Consider the following 18,009-nt stretch of genomic DNA (forward strand, 5'->3'; position numbering starts at 1 on the left):
CTAATCATTTAGCATAATAATTAAAAAAAATTAAATAGAAAAATATAAAAAGGAATCAAAATGTCAGGTACTACAAAAATCAAAGCAAAATTAAAAGACGGAATTGTTGAAGTAAAAGCATTAGCAACTCACCCAATGTTAAGTTATCAAGAAGCTGAAAGAGCAAAAAAAGAAGTTAATTTTATCACTTATGTTGTTGCAAAAGTTAAAGATAAAGTTGTTTATGAAGCATCTACAAGTCAATTTTTATCAAAAGATCCTTATATGAAATTTTCATTTAAAGGAGCAGCTGTTGGAGATACAATAGAGCTTACTTGGAAAGATTTAAAAGGTAATACAGACGTAAGTACAGAAGTAATTAAATAATTACTCGTTTTAGTTATTAAAATAAAAGGAGATACGATGTTATCAAAATTTGTAAAATCTACAGCATTAATAGCACTTACAGTTTGTACTTTAAATGCAGCTGATTTTAATGCAGGGGCTGAAAAAGATAGAATTGCAGCAATTAAATATTTTGAAGCAAAGTTTGCAGACCCAGAAAAAAATAAAAATACTTTTTTCCCTTATTCAACAGATGATGAATTAAAAAATGATTATGCAAAAAATTTAAAACATAATGATTTTGCCATAGGAGCTTATTCATTTTCAAAAGATGCTAAATCTCAATATGAAGCAATCAAAGAGATGCCTCCTTATGAAGATGGAATCGAAAAAGGTGAAGAGTTATACAACAAAAAATTTGCTAATGGTAATTCTTTAGCAACTTGTTTTCCAAATCCAGCAGTTTCAGGAAATTATCCATATTTTGATCAAAAGAAAAAAGAGTTAGTATCTTTAACCTCTGCTGTTAATGATTGTTTAAGAGCAAATGGTGAAAAAGAGTGGAATACACAAAAAGGTGATATGGCAAATTTCCAAGCATTTTTAGCAAGTTCTTCTACTGAGGCTGGTAAAAAAGTTGATATTAAAATATCTAGTGCTGATGCTAAAAAAGCTTATGAAAATGGAAAAGAGTATTATTATAGTCAAAAGGGATATTTAAAACTTTCTTGTGCTGAGTGCCATGTTCAAGGAGCAGGTATAAGAGTTAGAAATGAAAAACTTTCTCCATTAACTGGACAAATGACACATTTCCCTGTTTATAGATTAAAATGGGATGAATTAGGTACGATTGAGCGAAGAATATCAGGTTGTATTGTAGATCAAGGTCAAGTTTCACCAAAAGATGAAAGTACACAAATGAAAGAGTTATTATATTTCTTAGCGTATATGTCAAATGGTATGGCTGTTGACGGTCCAGATGTAAGAAAATAAGAGGTGAATATTATGAAAAAAACAATTTTAAAATTCGCGACAATTTCAGCTTTATTAGCTTCTGGATTAGTAAACGCAACTGCTTCTGAAATATCTAAATTAGATGTTAAAAAAGAGTGTAATGTTGAAGCAAATGGAGTTGAAAAAGTATTAGCAACTGCAAGTAAATATAATGAAATAGCAATAAAACACAATGTTGAATTTATGAGACTTGGAATGAAAGCTAGTCAATATATTGAAGCTGTTGATGCTGCTTTAAAATCAGGGGCTAAAACTATTGAAATAGTTGATGATAAAAAGAAAAAAACAGCTGATGCCACTATTGAATATGGTGCTTGGAGAGCTTGTACTTTTGCAATTAGTGCATTAACTCAAGAAGAAGAAGCTAAAAAAACTTGGAAATTGGCAAGTCCAAGTGATGGTTATAAATATTAATAAAATATTTTATTAATACGTTTAAAAGTCAAGATTATAACTCTTGACTTTTTTTATTTCCATAAATTTAAAAATACTATAAAAAATTAGTATTTTAAACTAATATAAGGTATGAAAAAATGAGTAAATTAAGCAGAAGAGAGTTTGTATATATGATGGCTATGCTTGGAGCTACGCCTGTATTTGCAAACTCTCATACAAGAATGACAGATACAAAAAAATTAGAAGATTATTATAAATTAAAACCATTTGGAAATGCTAGATTTTTACATATGACAGATTCTCATGCACAATTACTTCCTGTATATTTTAGAGAACCAAGTGTAAATCTTGGATTTTTTAGTAATTTTGGTAAACCACCACATATTGTAGGTGAAAAATTACTTGATTATTATGGAATCAAAGGAAACAAAAGACTTGAATATGCATATTCATGTGTAAATTTTGAAAAACATGCAAAAGTTATGGGAAAAGTTGGTGGTTTTGCTCAAATTAAAACAGTAGTTGATTATTTAAAAGATAGTTTTGGTGCTGATAAAACATTACTTTTAGATGGTGGAGATACTTGGCAAGGAAGTGCAACAGCTCTTTACACAAGAGGTAAAGATATGGTTGGAGCAATGAATTTACTTGGTGTTGATGTTGCTGTTGGACATTGGGAATTTACATATAAAGCTGAAGAAGTTTTAGAAAATGTAAAAGCATTAAAAGCAGAATTTTTAGCACAAAATATTTTTGTAAAAGAAGATTCAATGATGAACGGTGTTGAAGCTTTTGATGAAGATACAGGACATGCCTTTAAACCATATACAATTAAAAAAATGGGTAATGCAAGAGTTGCAATTATTGGACAAGCATTTCCATATACAACTATCGCAAATCCTCAAAGATTTATTCCTGATTGGACATTTGGAATAAAAGAAGATTCTATGCAAGAAATCGTAGATAAAATCAAAGCAGAAGAGAAACCAGATGCTATTATAGTTCTATCTCATAATGGTTTTGATACGGATAAAAAAATGGCTCAAGTTTGTACGGGAATTGATTTTATAATGGGTGGACATACTCACGATGGTGTTCCTGAAGCAGTTCCAGTTAAAAATGCAAATGGTACAACTTATGTTTGTAATGCTGGAAGTAATGGTAAATTTTTAAATGTTTTAGATTTAGATATTCAAAAAGGAAAAATTAAAGACTTTAAATTTACACTTCTTCCAATTTTCTCTGATTTAATTCCTGAAAATAAAGAGATGAAAAAATATATTGAAGATGTAAGACTTCCATTCTTAAAAGAACTAACAAGACCAATAGCAACAACAGAACAAACATTGTTTAGAAGAGGAAACTTTAATGGTTCTTGGGATCAAATTATTTGTGATGCACTTTTAGAAGTAAAAGAAGCACAAATTTCATTAAGTCCAGGATTTAGATGGGGAACTTCTGTAATGCCTGGTCAAACAATTACTTTTGATGATTTAATGACTCAAACTGCTATGACATATCCTGAAACTTATGCAAGAGATATTAAAGGTGTTGATATAAAAGCTATTTTAGAAGATGTTGCTGATAATTTATTTAATGAAGATCCATTCTACCAACAAGGTGGAGATATGGTAAGAACAGGTGGAATTTCATATAAAATAAATCCAATTGCAAAAATGGGTGAAAGAATCACAGATATTGTTTTAACAAAAACTGGTGAAAAACTAGATGCCAGTAAATCTTACAAAGTAGCTGGTTGGTCAACCGTTGGAGCTCAAAGTGAGGGTGAACCTGTTTGGGAAACTGTTGAAACATATTTAAAAAATGTAAAACATATTAGTAATATAAAAGTTGATACTCCTGATATTATTGGAGTAAAAGGAAATCCAGGAATTATCTAAATAGGAATAAAAGGATTTATTTTGATAAAAATTTTATTATTTTGTCTATTTTTATTTGTTAATTTAAATGCTAGTTTTAAAGATGGAGCGTTTATTTTTAAAAATAAATGTTCCTCTTGTCATGGTGATTTTATAGAAATAAACACATTAAAAGAGAACTTTTTTGAAAAAAAAAATAAGCTTTTAAATTTAAAAGCACCAACAGTAAATATGTTAGCTTATGCCATTATGGATAGTCCAAAAAAAGTTGGTGATCCAGAAGATGTTGAAATGCGAACTTTAGAAATAGAGTCTTATTTAAAATCTTATTTGGAAAAACCTGATAGATTTAACTCTATTTGTGATGAACATATTTTGCAGTTTTATGATATTAAAAAATCAGTTTCAGGTTTAAGTAATGAAGATTATACAAATCTTGCAATATTTTTTATGGAATATAAAAATAATTCAGTCCAAACAAGTAAAAACAAAGAGTTACTTTCAAATGATGAAACAACTATTTTAAAAAAAGCCCAAAAAGAGAATAAACAAATTATAGTTTATGCTTCTTCAAAAACTTGTTATTTTTGCAAAAAAATGGATAAAGAGGTTCTTAGTTTAGCTGAGATTAAAAATAAAATAGATGAAAATTATATTTATATGAAAGTTGATGTTGATGAAACGAAACTTCCTTTTGAACTTCAAAAGGTTTATAAAGAGATAACTCCAACATTTTTTATTCTTTCAAAAGATGGAACTTATATAAAACAATATCCTGGAAGTTGGACAAAAAGTGATTTTTTAGAAATTTTGAAAGAAAATCTAAAATAATATGGAAAAAAATACAAAAATTCTAGGAAAAGTATTAAATACTTTTAGTGCTACAAAAGAGTCAAGTGGTTCGCCAAGACCAGTTGTTTTTCAACTAAATCTTATCAAAGATTATGGTATTGAAAATGATAAATTTGCAGGAAAAAAACTTGAACAAACAGTTATGATTGTGGGAATTCAGTCATATGAAATTGCCAAAGATAATGGAATAAATTTAGAGTTTGGAAGTTTAGGAGAAAATATATTATTAGATTTTGACCCACATATTTTAGAGGTTGGAACAAAACTAATAATTGAAGATTCAATTATTGAAATTACTCAAATTTGCACTGTTTGTAATCATTTGGCTGTTTTTAATGAAAATTTACCACTTTTATTAAAAGGTCATAGGGGACTTTATTGTAAGATTATTAAAAGTGGAATTGTATCAAAAGATATGATTGTAAAAATAAAAGGATAGAAAATGAAAAAAATTATATTAATTGTTTTATTGGCAATATTTTCTTACGCTCAATCAAAATTTAGTGAACCACAACCAACCTTTGATAATCCAAGAAAAGTGGTTTATTCTTTATATGTTGGTGATTTAGAAACAGTTGAACATACAATTGGTTCAATGTACAATATTTTAAAAGAGTATCCAGCTGAGAGTTTAAAAATAGTTGTTGTTGCTTATGGAAAAGGATTAAGAGTTTTAAAAAAAGATTATGATAAAAAAACTCTTGAAAGAGTAAAATCTTTGATGGAATATGATGTTGAATTTATTGCTTGTAAAAACACAATGGAAACTATGAAATGGAAAGAGTCAGATTTTATAGATGGTATTGGATTTACTCAAGCTGGAATTGTTGAAGTTATTGAAAAACAAAAAGATGGATATATTGGAATTACCGCATATTAATTTAATCTTTTTAATTTAAAATAGGAGAATATAATGTTTAAAAAAAGTTTATTGTTATCAAGTTTTATAATGGTCTTTTCTTTATCTTTAAATGCAGCAACTATTTCAAAAGATGAGTGCGCAAAAAAAGGCGATAATTTTATTTTTGCAGGAAATGAGTGTATAGAATACAAAAAGTTTAAAGGTGAAGTTGAAGATTCATTAAATATCATAGTTCATGGAACATGGAAAGATGGAACTGACACACTTGCAAGATACGCTCCATTTGCAGAAGATATATCAATGCGAACAGATGTTACAACAATAGCTGTTGCACTTCCTGGATATTCAAAAAGTTCTACAAATAATTTTACTTCTTTATCTCATGAAGGAGTTGAAAATTTAGCTGCAAAAAAAGAGTATGTGGAGTTTGTAGGTGAATTAGTAAAAGCTTTAAAAAAGAAATATGAAGCAGGTAAAATTACATATATTGGACATAGTGCGGGTTGTATGATGGGTGCGACATTAACTGGATTAAAACCAATGTTGATTGATAATCTTGTTTGTGCTGGTGGAGTTTATGATATAAAAAAAGAGAAACCAAATCTTAAAGACGCTATTTCAATAGTTGATGTTTTAGATAAGGTGGATAAACAAACAAAATTTGTCCTTATATATGGAACAGCTGATGATATTTCAAAATCACAAACTACAATAGATTTTTACAATCTAGCAAAATCTAAAGGTTTAGATGTAAAACTTGTGGAAGCTAAAGATGCACCACATATTGATTTAGATATGACACCTGAATCAATAGATGCTATAACAGAATTGTTAGTTGAAGAATAAATAAAAATATAAAAGCTAATAAACTATTGAATATTTAGAGACTATATCTGAGATAATTTCTCCAATTTCACTTAGTTTATTAGCTTTTAATCTCATAGAATTTCCAGATATTCCAACCGCTCCAATTAAAATATTTTCTTTATTAAAAAGTGGAACAGCAACACAACACATTCCATCTTGATACTCTTTATTATCAATAGAATAACCTTTGTTTTTTACTTCTAGAATCTCTTTTTTTAGATTTTCTATATTTGTTATTGTGTTGCTTGTGAATTGATTAAATTTGATTTTTTCTAAATCATAATTTCCAAAAGCTAAAATAGATTTTCCTAGGGCACTTGTATGAAGATTTACTTGAACACCAATATTATTTCTAGTTTTTAATTCTTGATTTGATAAATCAATTTGGTTTATATATGAAACTTTATAATCATCAAAAATGCCCAAATATGCACATTCATTTGTTTTTTCTGAGATTTCTTCTAATAATACTTTTGTACTTTTTATTAGTAATTCAATTTTAGTTGATTGGTTTGTTTTATTTGAAATATCATTTGCAATTATTTCATTCGATTTTTCTAAGTAAGAGATAAAATCTTCATCTTTTAGAGTTTTTAAAAGTCTAGACATTGTACTTTTGTTTATTTGTAATTTTTCACATAAAGTTACAGCTAAAATAGGTTTACCGTAATCCACGATAAACCTATAAACTTTTAAACCCTTTGATAAAGATTTTATTTGATTAGGCATTTAAAACTATTTTAATAACTCGTTGAATTTAGCTAACCACTCAGGATGAGCAGGCCAAGCAGCAGCTGTTACTAAGTTTCCATCAACTATTGCACTTTCAAATCCAATATCTGCCCATGTTCCACCACTTAAACCAACATCAGGCGCACAAGCTGGATAACAAGAACAAGTTTTGTTTTTTATTATTCCCGCAGCTGCAAGTACCAAAATACCATGACAAACAGAAGCAATGGGTTTATTTGCTTTATTAAAGTTTTGAACAATTTCAATTACTCTTGGATTGAGTCTAATATACTCAGGAGCTCTTCCTCCTGGAATTAGTAACGCATCGTAAGTTGATTCAACAACTTCATCAAATGAAGCATTTAATGTGAAGTTATGACCTGGTTTTTCTGTGTAAGTTTGATCACCCTCAAAATCATGAATGGCTGTTTTTATTTGTTCACCTGTTTTTTTATTAGGGCAAACCACATCAACAGTGTAACCTAACATTTTTAGGCATTGAAAAGGAACCATTAATTCATAATCTTCCACAAAATCACCAGCTAGTATTAAAATTCTTTTTGACATGAGTTCTCCTTAATTTTTATTAATTTTAAAGATTCTATAAGAATCTATATTAAAATAGAATTTATTTAAAATCTAGTTTTTTTCACTCTCACATAGTGAAACTTCACTGATTTTTTGAGTTTTTTATAATATAATGAAAATTATATAATCTTTTTATAGGATGTAAAAATGGATAAGAAAAAACAACTACCTTTTAATTTAAATAATTTTTTATTAGCTTTAAGTTTTGCTTTTGATTTTAGAAAAAAAGACTTAGAAAATACAACATTGGGACATTATAAAAGAGTAGCTTTTATGGCTTTACATTTAGGAATAAAACATAATCTTGAACCAAAACAACTTGCTGATTTATGCTCATATTCTTTGTGTTATGATTTAGGAAAAAATAACTTAGAAAAACTTCCTTTTTTAGATGCAAATGAGACTTTAAATAATCCTTTATTTTTAGAAATTATTTCATTTGCAAGTGATTTAGATAAAAGATTTTCTTTGGGAATTGATAATATTGAAAATAGAATAAATGCAAAAAAATTTATAGAAGAAAATAATCCTAAACTAAAAGAGATTTCAAATCAAGTAGGTTTTTGGTTGGATTTATTAAGTGAAAATGAAATTTTAATGTTTATTTATGCTTCTTTGCATGATTTTACGACTGTTTTAAATTTTGAAGAAGTTCTAAAAATTACAATAGTGTTTCATAAAATCGTAAATCCAAACTCAAAGTTTTTAGATTTTTGTGAAAAAATCACAAATGAATATGATTTTGAGCACAAAGATAAACAGACTTTTTTAATAGCAGCTTCAATGCAAAACGTAGGAAAATTAACTATTCCTTTAAAAATATTAGACAAAGAAGAGCCACTAACTTCAAATGAATATGAAATCATAAAAGCATATCCTCACTACTCAAAAAGGGTTTTATCAAATATCATGGGTTTTAATGACATTGCTGTTTGGGCTTCAAAAGTTCAAGAAAAAATCGATGGAAGCGGTTATCCAATAGGTTTAAAAGCAAAAGATTTGAGTTTAAAAGATAGACTAATGAATACTTTAAATATTTATCATGCCCTAAGGGAAGAAAAGATTTACAGAATTGCTTTTTCTCACAATGAAGCCATAAAAATTATGAAAAAAGAAGCAAAAGAGGGAAAAATAGATATTTCACTTGTGGAAGATTTTGATAGAATTTTTAAAGACTAAACAAAAAAGAGAGTTAAAAAACTCTCTTTTTTTATGGTTTAACAGTTGTTAATCCAAGACTTAACCAAGATTGCATTCCACCTCTGTACCATTTTAGTTTTGCTTCTGGATAACCAATAGCAATTAGAGCTTTCATAGATTCAGGAGATTGTCCGCACCATGCTCCATTACAAAACATTAAAATAGTTTTTGCATTTTTAAAATCATATTTACCATTTACTTTTTTTACGCCCAACATTTCCACATACTCTTCAAATTCATCAGGATATTGAGATTGTTTTAAATAAATATAAGGAATATTTACAGCACTTGGGATTGTTTCATGATAAAACCAATTTTCAGTTCTTGAATCAACCAACATCATATTTGTATTGTTTTTTGCTTTTTCTATAAAATCTAAAACTTCAACTTCACCAAAAGTTTCAACTTTATCAGAATATTTTATAGGAGAAATTTTTCCCATATAAGTTACAAAGGCTCTTTTACAATCAGCACTTACAGAATCAGCAGCTTGTCCGTTTCCACCATAAACAACTTTTGGATCAAAACCTACATCTTTACAACTATCATTTTTTTCTCTTTTTACAACGATTGTTTTTTCTTCATCTTTTGAGTTTTTGTATTTAACTTCAACTCCATCATTTTGTAAATCAACCGCGAAAAGTGAGGCACTTAATACGAAACTTCCTAATATTATTTTTAACATTTTCTCTCCTTAATATTTAAAATAAATTGTATTAAGATTATAACACAGCTATTAAAAAAATTAATAATTCTGCCGTGAAAAATAACTTTTTTAAAATAGCTCAAAATAACATCATAAGATAAAACTAGATATAATCGCGTATATTATAGAAAAACATAGGATTTTTAATGAGCGAAAAATACGAACCATCACAAGTAGAAGATAGTTTTTATAAGATTTGGGAAGAAAGAGGTTATTTTGAAATAGATGGAAATAAATCTATTCAAGAAGCAGATGCAAACGGAAAACAAAAAACATTTTCAATCATGATGCCACCTCCAAATGTAACGGGAAGTTTACATATTGGTCATGCCTTAACATTTACATTACAAGATATTATTACTAGATACAAAAGAATGGATGGGTTTAAAACTCTTTGGCAACCAGGAACTGACCATGCAGGAATTGCAACTCAAAATGTTGTTGAAAAACAATTATTAGCAGAAGGTACAACAAAAGAAGAAATCGGAAGAGAAAAATTTCTTGAAAGAGCTTGGCTTCAAAAAGAGACTTCAGGTGGAAACATAGTTCATCAAATGAGAAAATTAGGTGTTACTCCAGCTTGGAAAAGAGAAAGATTTACGATGGATGAGGGATTAAAAGAGGCTGTAAAAGAGGCTTTTATCTCTTTATACAACGAAGGTCATATCACTCAAAATAACTACATGGTAAACTGGTGTACACACGATGGTGCATTATCAGACATCGAAGTTGAACATGAAGAAGTAAACGGTAAGTTTTACCATATGATTTACAAATTTGCAGATGGAAGTGGTGAACTTCAAGTGGCAACTACAAGACCTGAAACATATTTTGGGGATACTGCAATCATGGTTCATCCAGACGATGAGAGATATAAATCAATTGTTGGGAAAGAAGTATTATTACCTTTAACGACACGAAAAATCAAAGTTATTACAGATTCTCATGTTGATATGGAGTTTGGAACAGGTGTTGTAAAAGTAACTCCTGCACACGACCAAAACGACTATGAAGTTGGGAAAAGACACGATTTAGAGTTTATCAAAGTATTTGATGAAAAAGGTATTTTAAATGAATACTGTGGGGAGTTTGCTGGACTTGAAAGATTAGAAGCTAGACCAATTATCGTAAAAGCTTTAGAAGCTCAGGGATATATTGTAAAAATTGAAGAGCATATTCACCAAGTAGGGCATTGTTACAGATGTAAAAATATTGTTGAACCATTTATCTCTCAACAATGGTTTTTAAGTTCAGAAATGGCTCAAGAATCAATCAGAAAAACAAAAGAAACTACAAAAGAAAGAGCTGCTTCTGGTGAGCATAATGGAACACTTTTCCACCCAGCACATTGGATAAATTCATATACAGCTTGGATGGATGAGTTAAGACCTTGGTGTATTTCAAGACAACTTTGGTGGGGACATAGAATTCCTGTGTTTACTTGTGAGGCTTGCGACCATCAATGGGCTGATAAAGCAGATGAACCAGAGAAATGTCCAAAATGTGGAGGAAAACATTATACTCAAGATCCAGATGTTTTAGATACTTGGTTCTCTTCAGCTCTTTGGGCTATGTCACCATTAGGTTGGGGAAATAATGGAAAATTAGAAGAGTTATATAACTCAACAGATGAAGCTGATTTTTATCCAAATTCATTGCTAATCACTGGTTTTGATATTATGTTTTTCTGGGTAGCTAGAATGATGATGATGGGTGAACACTTCAAAAAACAATTACCATTTGAAGATATTTATATGCACGCATTGGTTCGTGATGAACATGGTGCAAAAATGTCAAAATCAAAAGGAAATGTAATTGATCCACTTGATATGGTAAATGAGCATAGTGCTGATATTATCAGATTTACACTAGCATATTTATGTGTTCAAGGAAGAGACATAAAACTAGGTGCAAAAAACCTAGAGCAATTTAGAAACTTTACAAATAAACTTTATAATGCAAGTAATTTTTTACAGTTAAATGTGGAAACTTTCCCTGATTTAAAAGATATTACGATTAAAACACCACTTGGTCTTTATATGCAAAGTAAATTAAGTGATGCAGTTGATGAGTTAAGAAATGCTCTTGAAACTTACAAATTCAACGAATCAGCATCTATTTTATATAAATTCGTATGGAATGAATTCTGCGACTGGGGAATTGAATATGCAAAAGCTAGTAAAGATTCAGTAATAGAACTTGGAGCAATTTTCAAAGAAACACTTAAAATGGTATCTCCATTTATGCCATTTATTTCTGATTATTTATATCATAAATTAAGTGGAACAACACTTGAAGATGGTGATTCAATAATGATTATGAATTTCCCAAAAAACATAGCAAAAAATCAAAAAATTGAAGATATGTTTGCAATCATCGAAGAGGCAATTACAGCTATAAGAAGAGCAAAAGTTATCATAGATATGGGTAACTCAAAAATCGCAAAAGCGTATTTAAAAATCAATAAAAATATTGATAATGAAATGGCAAAACCATTTATAGAAAAATTAGCAAAAGTAGAAAATATCGAGTTTGTAACAGCAAAAGTAGAGAACTCAATCACAGATGTAAGTGATAATTTAGAAGTTTATATTCCAACTGGTGAAATTGATATGACACCAATTATAAACAAACTTACAAAACAACAAGAAAAATTAGAAAAAGAGATAGCAAAATTATCTGGAATGCTAAATAATGAAAGATTTGTAGCAAATGCACCAGCAAATGTATTAGAAGAAAATAGAGCAGGGTTGGCAAGTGCTGAAGATAAATTAGCTAAGGTTGTAGCTGAACTTAAATCTTTGAGTTAAGAAGAGTTTAGTTAGTTTTTGATAAAAGCCCTGTCAGTTTTGATGGGGCTTTTTATTTTATAATAAAATTTTTAATAAAGAGGATTATATGAAAGAATATTTACCAATTATAGCTCCAGTAATTGCTGGTTTATTTTCACTAGGTGCCATAATATTTACATGGATATTTAAAAAATCTTTTGAAAAACAATTGAGAAAAATTTCTGAACATGACGAATTAAAAAATTTATATATTAAAACTTATGAAATGATTGAAGAATTAATTAAAGGGACTATTAATCGTAAAGAAAATAATCTAAATTCACAATTTAGTAAATTAACTGCTGAAATTAATATGTTAGCTTCAACTGAAATTATAGAAAAGTATAAGTTGGTGATAGATTTATATGAAAAATGGGCTGATTTATTTATAAAAGCCTATCCTCCTTCTGCAAATGGGTATAAAATTGTATATTCTAAATCAATGGATTCAACATTAAAATATAAAGAGCCAGCAAAAAATGCTTATGAAATATTATATAAAGAATATGAATGTTTACATGAACTTATGCGTTTAGAAATAAAAAAGAATAAATTAAAATAAAAAATATAAAAGTTTTCTTGTTCCCATCGTCCTCGATGGGAATACATACTACAAAACTATTTTTTCTAAAAGTATAAAAGTCATTACTTCTTCTTGCTTTATATGGACAAAGTAAGCTAAACTTCAAGTGATGATGAAATACAAAAATGTAATTTTCATCCAAATTCAAAAAATTTAGCAAAATCTTTATGTGCAACAGCCGATGGAATGTTTTTATTATCAGTTAAGATAGAAAATTATGATTTAAAAACAGAATTAACAAATTACTTTTTAGAGATTGAAAAGTTATCAAAAATAAATTAAAAGAAATTATATGAACGTTACAAAAGATAAAATATCATCGGTTTTTTTCCAATATTCAATACCTGCTGTATTAGGAATGTTGGCTATTTCATCAGCAAATATTGTTGATGGATTTTTTATAGGAAATTATGTAGGTGATTTTGGACTTGCGGCAATTAATATAACTTTTCCTATTTTCTCTTTACTATTTGGATTTGCCTTAATGTTGGCAATTGGTAGCAGTGTTGTATCTGGAAAACTAATTGGTCAAGGAGATATTAAAAATGCTTCTATTATTTTTAGTAAAACTATGGTTTGTATCACTCTTTTTAGTTTTATAACTTGCACACTTTTATTTTTAAATATAGAGACTATTTTGCATCTTTTTGGAGCGGATGAAAACTTGACAAAAATTGCAATAGAGTATTTATCTGTTATATTAATTTTTATTCCTTTTTTGATGATAGGAGTAGTTTTAGATTATTTTGTAAGAGTTGATAATAGACCAAATCTCGCTTTCATAGCTTTACTTTCAAGTGCCCTTATAAATGTAATATTAGATTGGTTTTTGATTGTATATTTGCAAAAAGGTATTTTTGGAGCAGCCTTAGCAACTGGTATTTCTCAACTGGCTTTAATATTTATTTTACTACCTCATTTTTTTTCAAAAAAAGCAACACTTAAATTTGTAAAACCAATAGGAAGTTATATTCAAATAATAAAAGCTTCTTACAATGGAGCTTCTGAGTTTGTAAATGAAATTTCTGTAGGAATAACAACTTTGATTTTTAACTATGTGATGATAAAAAATTTTGATATAGAAGGAATTGCAGCATTTACAGTTATCAATTATCTTTTATTGATTGGAATAATGATAAGTTTTGGAATAAGTGATTCTTTACAACCAATTATTAGTAAAAATTTTGGAGCAAAAGAAAATAAAAGAATAGAAGAGTTTTTAAAATTAGCTTTTATAACTACAGGAGTGGTTGGTGTTGTAATGATATTGTTAATTATATTTACCCCAAATACACTTGCGAATATTTTTTTAGAAGATACAAATTATAAAACAAAACAAATAGTTCTGAGTTTTGCCACATTTATTTGGATAGCTTTTCTTTTTGATGGAGTTAATCTTGTAATTTCAGCTTATTTTACTGCAATTCATAAGCCTTTACATTCAATGATTATTGCAGTATCAAGAAGTTTTATTTTCCCTATATTTTTTATATTTACTTTACCATTTTTCTTTGATTTAAATGGAATATTTATGGCAATACCAATGGCAGAATTTGTTACTTTTATAATTTCAGTGATTTTATATAGAAAATTTAGCCCTAAAAAAATAATTCATTTATGAATAAAAAAACAAAAAGATAACTATGGATGCAATCATCAAATAGGCAGAATTTATCCCTTCTTTATTTAAAATCAAGAAAAAGCACTTATTCAGATACAATGAATATAAGATTATAGACATGTGGCAGAAAGCTGCTAGATTTATTTGCTAAATTATAGTGATAGGAGAAGTGAAATGCTTGAAACTATTGTACTTATTTTGGTTGTTCTATGGATTTTAGGACTAGTTACTTCAACTACTATGGGTGGATTAATTCATATTTTATTAGTTGTTGCAATTATAGTGGTTTTAATCCGTATTATTAGAGGCCAACGACTATAAAGATATTTAAAAAAGGAAGATAAAATGATGCTAACAAAAATAATAGCAATTTTACTAGTTGCAATAGGTGTTATAGGACTTGTATATGGAAATATCAGTTACACAAAAGAGGTTCAAAACACTCAAATAGGACCAGTTGAATTATCTATCAAAGATAAAGAAACAATTAATATTCCTATTTGGGCTGGAGTTGGTTCGATTGTAGTTGGAAGTATGCTTTTACTTATTGGAAGAAGAAAATTATAAACTTATAGTTTATAAAATAAAAAATCCCATAGAATAATGGGATTTTTTTTTAGCTATATTTATCTACTAACTGCATATAAATTATATTTTTTTAAGAATTCCATATCTTCATCATCTTTTACATTTTCAGCAAAAACTTTTATATTTAATAAAGTTGCTAATTCACCAATAGACTCAATAAAGCTTTGTTTAGAATAATCTTTACAAATATCACAAGTATAATCCCTCGCAAGTCTTATATAATCAAGGTTGAAATCTTTTAGATTACCAAGAGGAATAAACTTAGTTTCAAATCTTTTTATGATTATTTTTGCTCCACATTTGTGTATTTCATCTGCAAAAAATTTGAATTTATCTACATTTTTGGCAACAGCATAAGCCGTTGCAGAAAATACAAGTTGCGCAGCAATAGCTTTATTTTCAATAATTTTATTTTTAATCCATGCAATAAATGCTGTATTATTGATAGACTCTAAAGATAAGTTTATTGAAATATCGTGTTTAATACTATTTATTATGATATGTTGGATAACTTTTTCAATAACTTTTTTATCAAACTCAACTATTTTTTCATATTTTTCTGCAATAGAAACAAACGTTCCAATTGGAATATTATTTCCATCTTTATCTTTTATATTTGTAAATGCTTCTTGCATAACAATTTTGTCATCAATTGTATTTAGAGTTTTAGAATTTCCAATATAATTAACCTCAAATTTAGAGTTATTTATAATATCAAAAACTAAATCTCTCCATGATTCCATATCTCTTGAAAGTTCATTTGCATCTGTAATAAAAAATTCATTTGGTCCAATTAAAGTAGCTTTTTCATAAGCTTGAGTTGCACTTTGTAAAATCTCAGGTGTAGTTCCAATGGGATTAAAAGGAGTTCCACCAATATGAACAATCTCTTTTTTATTAAATTCTATTGATAATTCTTCAAAACTTTTTTGAAGTTGTTTTGAAAAACTTATTGCATCTTCATAAGTAGAATCTTTTGCAATTAAAGCAAACTCTGAACCAAAAAATCTATATGCACTTATTTTTAGATTTTTGTATTTGCTAGTTCTTAAAATTTTTGCAAATTTTTTAATAAAATCATTTACTTCATTTGTTGTATGAGCTTTTGCAAAAGATGCTAAGTCTGTAATTTTTATTACAAAAACATAACCAGTTGATTTATTTATAAACATATGTTTCATATCTGTTTCAAAATTTTGTTTTAAACAAAGTCCAGTTAAATCATCAGTTGATAACTTTTTGCTTAAATTTTCAAGGGTATTGTTTAATCTATTTATAATAGCTTCTATTTTTGTTGACATATCATTAAATGCAATTGCAACTGCTTTTATTTCTGTTGTCCAAGGAAGTTGTTTTATTGTTCCAAATTTTCCACTTGCAATATTATTTGCTAATTTTTCTAAATTTTTTAAAGGTTTTAAAATATATTGAACAAAAATAAATAGAATAACCATTGAAATAATAAAGGCAATAATTGCATAAATACTCGCACTTTTTGCTTGGTCATATAGTTTTGCATAAGCATCACCTGGATTTGCACTTACATAAATAATTGCACTTGTTTGCCAACCATCACTTATTTCACTCGATTTTTCTTCAAGTTCAAGTGGAATTAAATGAATAAACCATTCAGGAATATAATTAAATTTTACATCTCTTGATACTTTTACTAAAACTTTATTTACATTTAAAGAAGCAGATGTATTAATTTTTTTATCATTATTTTTTGTTGCTGTAAAAGAAAAAGTGATATTTTTATTGTTTACATAATTTTCATTTGGAGTAAAAATATATTCATTTTCTACTTCTTCTGTAGGTGTTTGATCTTCTACTTTTTCTTCAGTTATATTTTCAAGAGCATTTAGTTCATTTTCCATACTAGAAACAGAAGTTAATATCTCAAGCTTTCCAATTTTTTCATCAATTTGTACATTAGAAATTTGCCATTTTCCCTCAGGTAAATCTTTTACATTTTTTAATAAATCACTGTCTTTTATAGAAAAATAAGAGTTTTCCAATCTGATTTCTTTATAAAAACCTCTATTTGCAATAGCATTTATTATGGATTCAATTTCAGGATTACTTTTATCTTTTAAAAGATTTTTTAAACTCATTCCCAATGAAGTGGCAGTATCTTGAGCTTTTGTTACTGACTCAATTTCTAAATATTCTTTAGTATTTTTAACACTAATGATAAAATTACCTGTAAAAATCATAAAAAATATTATTGATATGATTATATATAACTGTTTAGATAAAGACATTTTGTATTCCTTTTTTAAAATCTACTCATTAAATCTTTCCAAGATTTAAGTTCATTATTTCCAACTCTTGCTTCACCTTTTGTTTTTGCTTGCCATAATCCAGAAGCATTAAAGCTATAAACAGGTTTTAAATCGGGTCGTTTAGATGCAACTTGTAAAGTTTTATTGATATTATCTAAAACTATTGGTTCAACCCCTGTTTTATGATAATAAGTTAAAACCATGTGCGCTTGTTCAAATTTACTATTTGCTTTTTTGTAAGATACATAGGTAATTCTTAATTTCTCATCTGAAATCCCTAGTTTAACCAAAGAAAAATATTTTGCAATTGCATAATCTTCGCAATCTCCAGCTCCACTTCCCATAAATTCGAAAGGTGTTGCCCAATAATCTTTTTCTCCCCAAACACTTAAATCGGTTTTATAAGTGATTTTATTAAAAAAATCATTTACATTTTTGATTTTATTTAAGATAGTTTCATCTTTTGAAGATTCCAACATAGCATCCCATTCTTCAACTCTAGTTCTAGCTTGGGTACCATATTTATTTTCAATAGATTTTAGTTGAGATTCATCGATATTAAAAGTTTTTGAAGCAGTTGAAAATAAAGAGAAAAAAGAGATAAGAACAAAAGATATTATTAATATTTTTTGCATCTTAATCTCCCTTTTTTTATTTCTATAATAGCTAATATTTCATTA

Annotated in this window: 19 protein-coding genes; 14 read left to right on the forward strand and 5 right to left on the reverse strand. The window is 27.7% G+C overall.

Translation table 11 applies throughout. The features are described from left to right. The first annotated feature begins 60 nt into the window (after positions 1-60). The 8 genes from soxZ to ASUIS_RS03375 all read left to right on the forward strand — a co-directional run bounded on the left by soxZ (position 61) and on the right by ASUIS_RS03375 (position 6,174). Complete coding sequence (gene soxZ, locus ASUIS_RS03340) at positions 61-366, forward strand: thiosulfate oxidation carrier complex protein SoxZ (protein WP_118885716.1); 306 nt, start codon at positions 61-63, stop codon at positions 364-366. A gap of 36 nt (positions 367-402) precedes the next feature. Then, entirely contained in the window at positions 403-1,317 is a 915-nt protein-coding gene (soxA, locus tag ASUIS_RS03345; protein WP_118885717.1) for a sulfur oxidation c-type cytochrome SoxA, read from the forward strand. 12 nt (positions 1,318-1,329) lie between these two features. Next, a complete protein-coding gene (locus ASUIS_RS03350) occupies positions 1,330-1,752 on the forward strand; it encodes a hypothetical protein (RefSeq protein ID WP_118885718.1) in 423 nt (140 codons plus the stop codon). A 119-nt stretch (positions 1,753-1,871) separates the two neighbouring features. After that, positions 1,872-3,635, forward strand: coding sequence for a thiosulfohydrolase SoxB (gene soxB, locus ASUIS_RS03355; protein WP_118885719.1), 1,764 nt, complete (start codon positions 1,872-1,874; stop codon positions 3,633-3,635). A gap of 21 nt (positions 3,636-3,656) precedes the next feature. Beyond that, on the forward strand, positions 3,657-4,445 hold the full coding sequence (locus tag ASUIS_RS03360) for a thioredoxin family protein (RefSeq protein ID WP_118885720.1): 789 nt from the start codon (positions 3,657-3,659) through the stop codon (positions 4,443-4,445). A 1-nt stretch (position 4,446) separates the two neighbouring features. After that, positions 4,447-4,905: an MOSC domain-containing protein gene (locus ASUIS_RS03365; RefSeq protein WP_118885721.1), complete on the forward strand. Its 459-nt coding sequence runs from the start codon at positions 4,447-4,449 to the stop codon at positions 4,903-4,905. Between the two features lie 3 nt (positions 4,906-4,908). Beyond that, the gene (locus ASUIS_RS03370) at positions 4,909-5,346 is read left to right on the forward strand and encodes a DsrE family protein (protein WP_118885722.1); all 438 of its coding nucleotides are present in this window, start codon (positions 4,909-4,911) and stop codon (positions 5,344-5,346) included. Between the two features lie 33 nt (positions 5,347-5,379). Then, positions 5,380-6,174, forward strand: coding sequence for an alpha/beta fold hydrolase (locus ASUIS_RS03375; RefSeq protein ID WP_118885723.1), 795 nt, complete (start codon positions 5,380-5,382; stop codon positions 6,172-6,174). A gap of 15 nt (positions 6,175-6,189) precedes the next feature. Here the strand turns inward: ASUIS_RS03375 and ASUIS_RS03380 are convergent, their stop codons facing one another. Then, positions 6,190-6,870: an IclR family transcriptional regulator gene (locus tag ASUIS_RS03380; RefSeq protein ID WP_192941179.1), complete on the reverse strand. Its 681-nt coding sequence runs from the start codon at positions 6,868-6,870 to the stop codon at positions 6,190-6,192. A 60-nt stretch (positions 6,871-6,930) separates the two neighbouring features. Continuing rightward, entirely contained in the window at positions 6,931-7,494 is a 564-nt protein-coding gene (locus ASUIS_RS03385) for a DJ-1/PfpI family protein (RefSeq protein WP_118885725.1), read from the reverse strand. A gap of 168 nt (positions 7,495-7,662) precedes the next feature. Here ASUIS_RS03385 and ASUIS_RS03390 point away from each other — a divergent pair, with 168 nt between their 5' ends. Further along, positions 7,663-8,694, forward strand: coding sequence for an HD-GYP domain-containing protein (locus ASUIS_RS03390; RefSeq protein WP_118885726.1), 1,032 nt, complete (start codon positions 7,663-7,665; stop codon positions 8,692-8,694). 31 nt (positions 8,695-8,725) lie between these two features. Here ASUIS_RS03390 and ASUIS_RS03395 read toward each other — a convergent pair whose 3' ends face one another. Further along, complete coding sequence (locus ASUIS_RS03395; protein ID WP_118885727.1) at positions 8,726-9,400, reverse strand: rhodanese-like domain-containing protein; 675 nt, start codon at positions 9,398-9,400, stop codon at positions 8,726-8,728. 167 nt (positions 9,401-9,567) lie between these two features. On the opposite strand from ASUIS_RS03395, the gene ASUIS_RS03400 reads away from it, so the two are divergent. The 5 genes from ASUIS_RS03400 (at position 9,568) to ASUIS_RS03420 (ending at position 15,023) form a co-directional block, all read left to right on the forward strand. Continuing rightward, complete coding sequence (locus ASUIS_RS03400; RefSeq protein WP_118885728.1) at positions 9,568-12,231, forward strand: valine--tRNA ligase; 2,664 nt, start codon at positions 9,568-9,570, stop codon at positions 12,229-12,231. An 88-nt stretch (positions 12,232-12,319) separates the two neighbouring features. After that, complete coding sequence (locus tag ASUIS_RS03405) at positions 12,320-12,814, forward strand: hypothetical protein (RefSeq protein ID WP_118885729.1); 495 nt, start codon at positions 12,320-12,322, stop codon at positions 12,812-12,814. Positions 12,815-13,127: 313 nt separating this feature from the next. Next, positions 13,128-14,456 carry an MATE family efflux transporter gene (locus ASUIS_RS03410; RefSeq protein ID WP_118885730.1) on the forward strand — a complete coding sequence of 443 codons (1,329 nt, stop codon included), beginning with the start codon at positions 13,128-13,130 and terminating at the stop codon, positions 14,454-14,456. A 174-nt stretch (positions 14,457-14,630) separates the two neighbouring features. Beyond that, positions 14,631-14,777, forward strand: coding sequence for a lmo0937 family membrane protein (locus ASUIS_RS03415; protein WP_118885731.1), 147 nt, complete (start codon positions 14,631-14,633; stop codon positions 14,775-14,777). A gap of 24 nt (positions 14,778-14,801) precedes the next feature. Then, on the forward strand, positions 14,802-15,023 hold the full coding sequence (locus ASUIS_RS03420) for a hypothetical protein (RefSeq protein WP_118885732.1): 222 nt from the start codon (positions 14,802-14,804) through the stop codon (positions 15,021-15,023). A 59-nt stretch (positions 15,024-15,082) separates the two neighbouring features. On the opposite strand, the gene ASUIS_RS03425 is transcribed toward ASUIS_RS03420, so the two are convergent. Together ASUIS_RS03425 and ASUIS_RS03430 are read right to left on the reverse strand one after the other, a co-directional pair. Next, entirely contained in the window at positions 15,083-17,308 is a 2,226-nt protein-coding gene (locus tag ASUIS_RS03425; RefSeq protein ID WP_118885733.1) for a bifunctional diguanylate cyclase/phosphodiesterase, read from the reverse strand. A 14-nt stretch (positions 17,309-17,322) separates the two neighbouring features. After that, a complete protein-coding gene (locus ASUIS_RS03430; RefSeq protein ID WP_118885734.1) occupies positions 17,323-17,964 on the reverse strand; it encodes a transglutaminase-like cysteine peptidase in 642 nt (213 codons plus the stop codon). Positions 17,965-18,009: the final 45 nt, after the last annotated feature.

This window comes from Arcobacter suis CECT 7833 (assembly GCF_003544815.1).
In the GTDB taxonomy this organism is placed as follows: domain Bacteria; phylum Campylobacterota; class Campylobacteria; order Campylobacterales; family Arcobacteraceae; genus Aliarcobacter; species Aliarcobacter suis.

What these genes read in the sequence shown, in the direction of transcription:
- soxZ (WP_118885716.1), top strand. Translation starts at nt 61, where the DNA reads ATGTCAGGTACTACAAAAATCAAAGCAAAATTAAAAGACGGAATTGTT.
- ASUIS_RS03365 (WP_118885721.1), top strand. Translation starts at nt 4,447, where the DNA reads ATGGAAAAAAATACAAAAATTCTAGGAAAAGTATTAAATACTTTTAGT.
- ASUIS_RS03395 (WP_118885727.1), bottom strand. Translation starts at nt 9,400, where the DNA reads ATGTTAAAAATAATATTAGGAAGTTTCGTATTAAGTGCCTCACTTTTC.
- ASUIS_RS03415 (WP_118885731.1), top strand. Translation starts at nt 14,631, where the DNA reads ATGCTTGAAACTATTGTACTTATTTTGGTTGTTCTATGGATTTTAGGA.
- ASUIS_RS03400 (WP_118885728.1), top strand. Translation starts at nt 9,568, where the DNA reads ATGAGCGAAAAATACGAACCATCACAAGTAGAAGATAGTTTTTATAAG.
- ASUIS_RS03350 (WP_118885718.1), top strand. Translation starts at nt 1,330, where the DNA reads ATGAAAAAAACAATTTTAAAATTCGCGACAATTTCAGCTTTATTAGCT.
- ASUIS_RS03420 (WP_118885732.1), top strand. Translation starts at nt 14,802, where the DNA reads ATGATGCTAACAAAAATAATAGCAATTTTACTAGTTGCAATAGGTGTT.
- ASUIS_RS03430 (WP_118885734.1), bottom strand. Translation starts at nt 17,964, where the DNA reads ATGCAAAAAATATTAATAATATCTTTTGTTCTTATCTCTTTTTTCTCT.
- ASUIS_RS03370 (WP_118885722.1), top strand. Translation starts at nt 4,909, where the DNA reads ATGAAAAAAATTATATTAATTGTTTTATTGGCAATATTTTCTTACGCT.
- ASUIS_RS03410 (WP_118885730.1), top strand. Translation starts at nt 13,128, where the DNA reads ATGAACGTTACAAAAGATAAAATATCATCGGTTTTTTTCCAATATTCA.
- ASUIS_RS03390 (WP_118885726.1), top strand. Translation starts at nt 7,663, where the DNA reads ATGGATAAGAAAAAACAACTACCTTTTAATTTAAATAATTTTTTATTA.
- soxB (WP_118885719.1), top strand. Translation starts at nt 1,872, where the DNA reads ATGAGTAAATTAAGCAGAAGAGAGTTTGTATATATGATGGCTATGCTT.
- soxA (WP_118885717.1), top strand. Translation starts at nt 403, where the DNA reads ATGTTATCAAAATTTGTAAAATCTACAGCATTAATAGCACTTACAGTT.
- ASUIS_RS03385 (WP_118885725.1), bottom strand. Translation starts at nt 7,494, where the DNA reads ATGTCAAAAAGAATTTTAATACTAGCTGGTGATTTTGTGGAAGATTAT.
- ASUIS_RS03405 (WP_118885729.1), top strand. Translation starts at nt 12,320, where the DNA reads ATGAAAGAATATTTACCAATTATAGCTCCAGTAATTGCTGGTTTATTT.
- ASUIS_RS03375 (WP_118885723.1), top strand. Translation starts at nt 5,380, where the DNA reads ATGTTTAAAAAAAGTTTATTGTTATCAAGTTTTATAATGGTCTTTTCT.
- ASUIS_RS03425 (WP_118885733.1), bottom strand. Translation starts at nt 17,308, where the DNA reads ATGTCTTTATCTAAACAGTTATATATAATCATATCAATAATATTTTTT.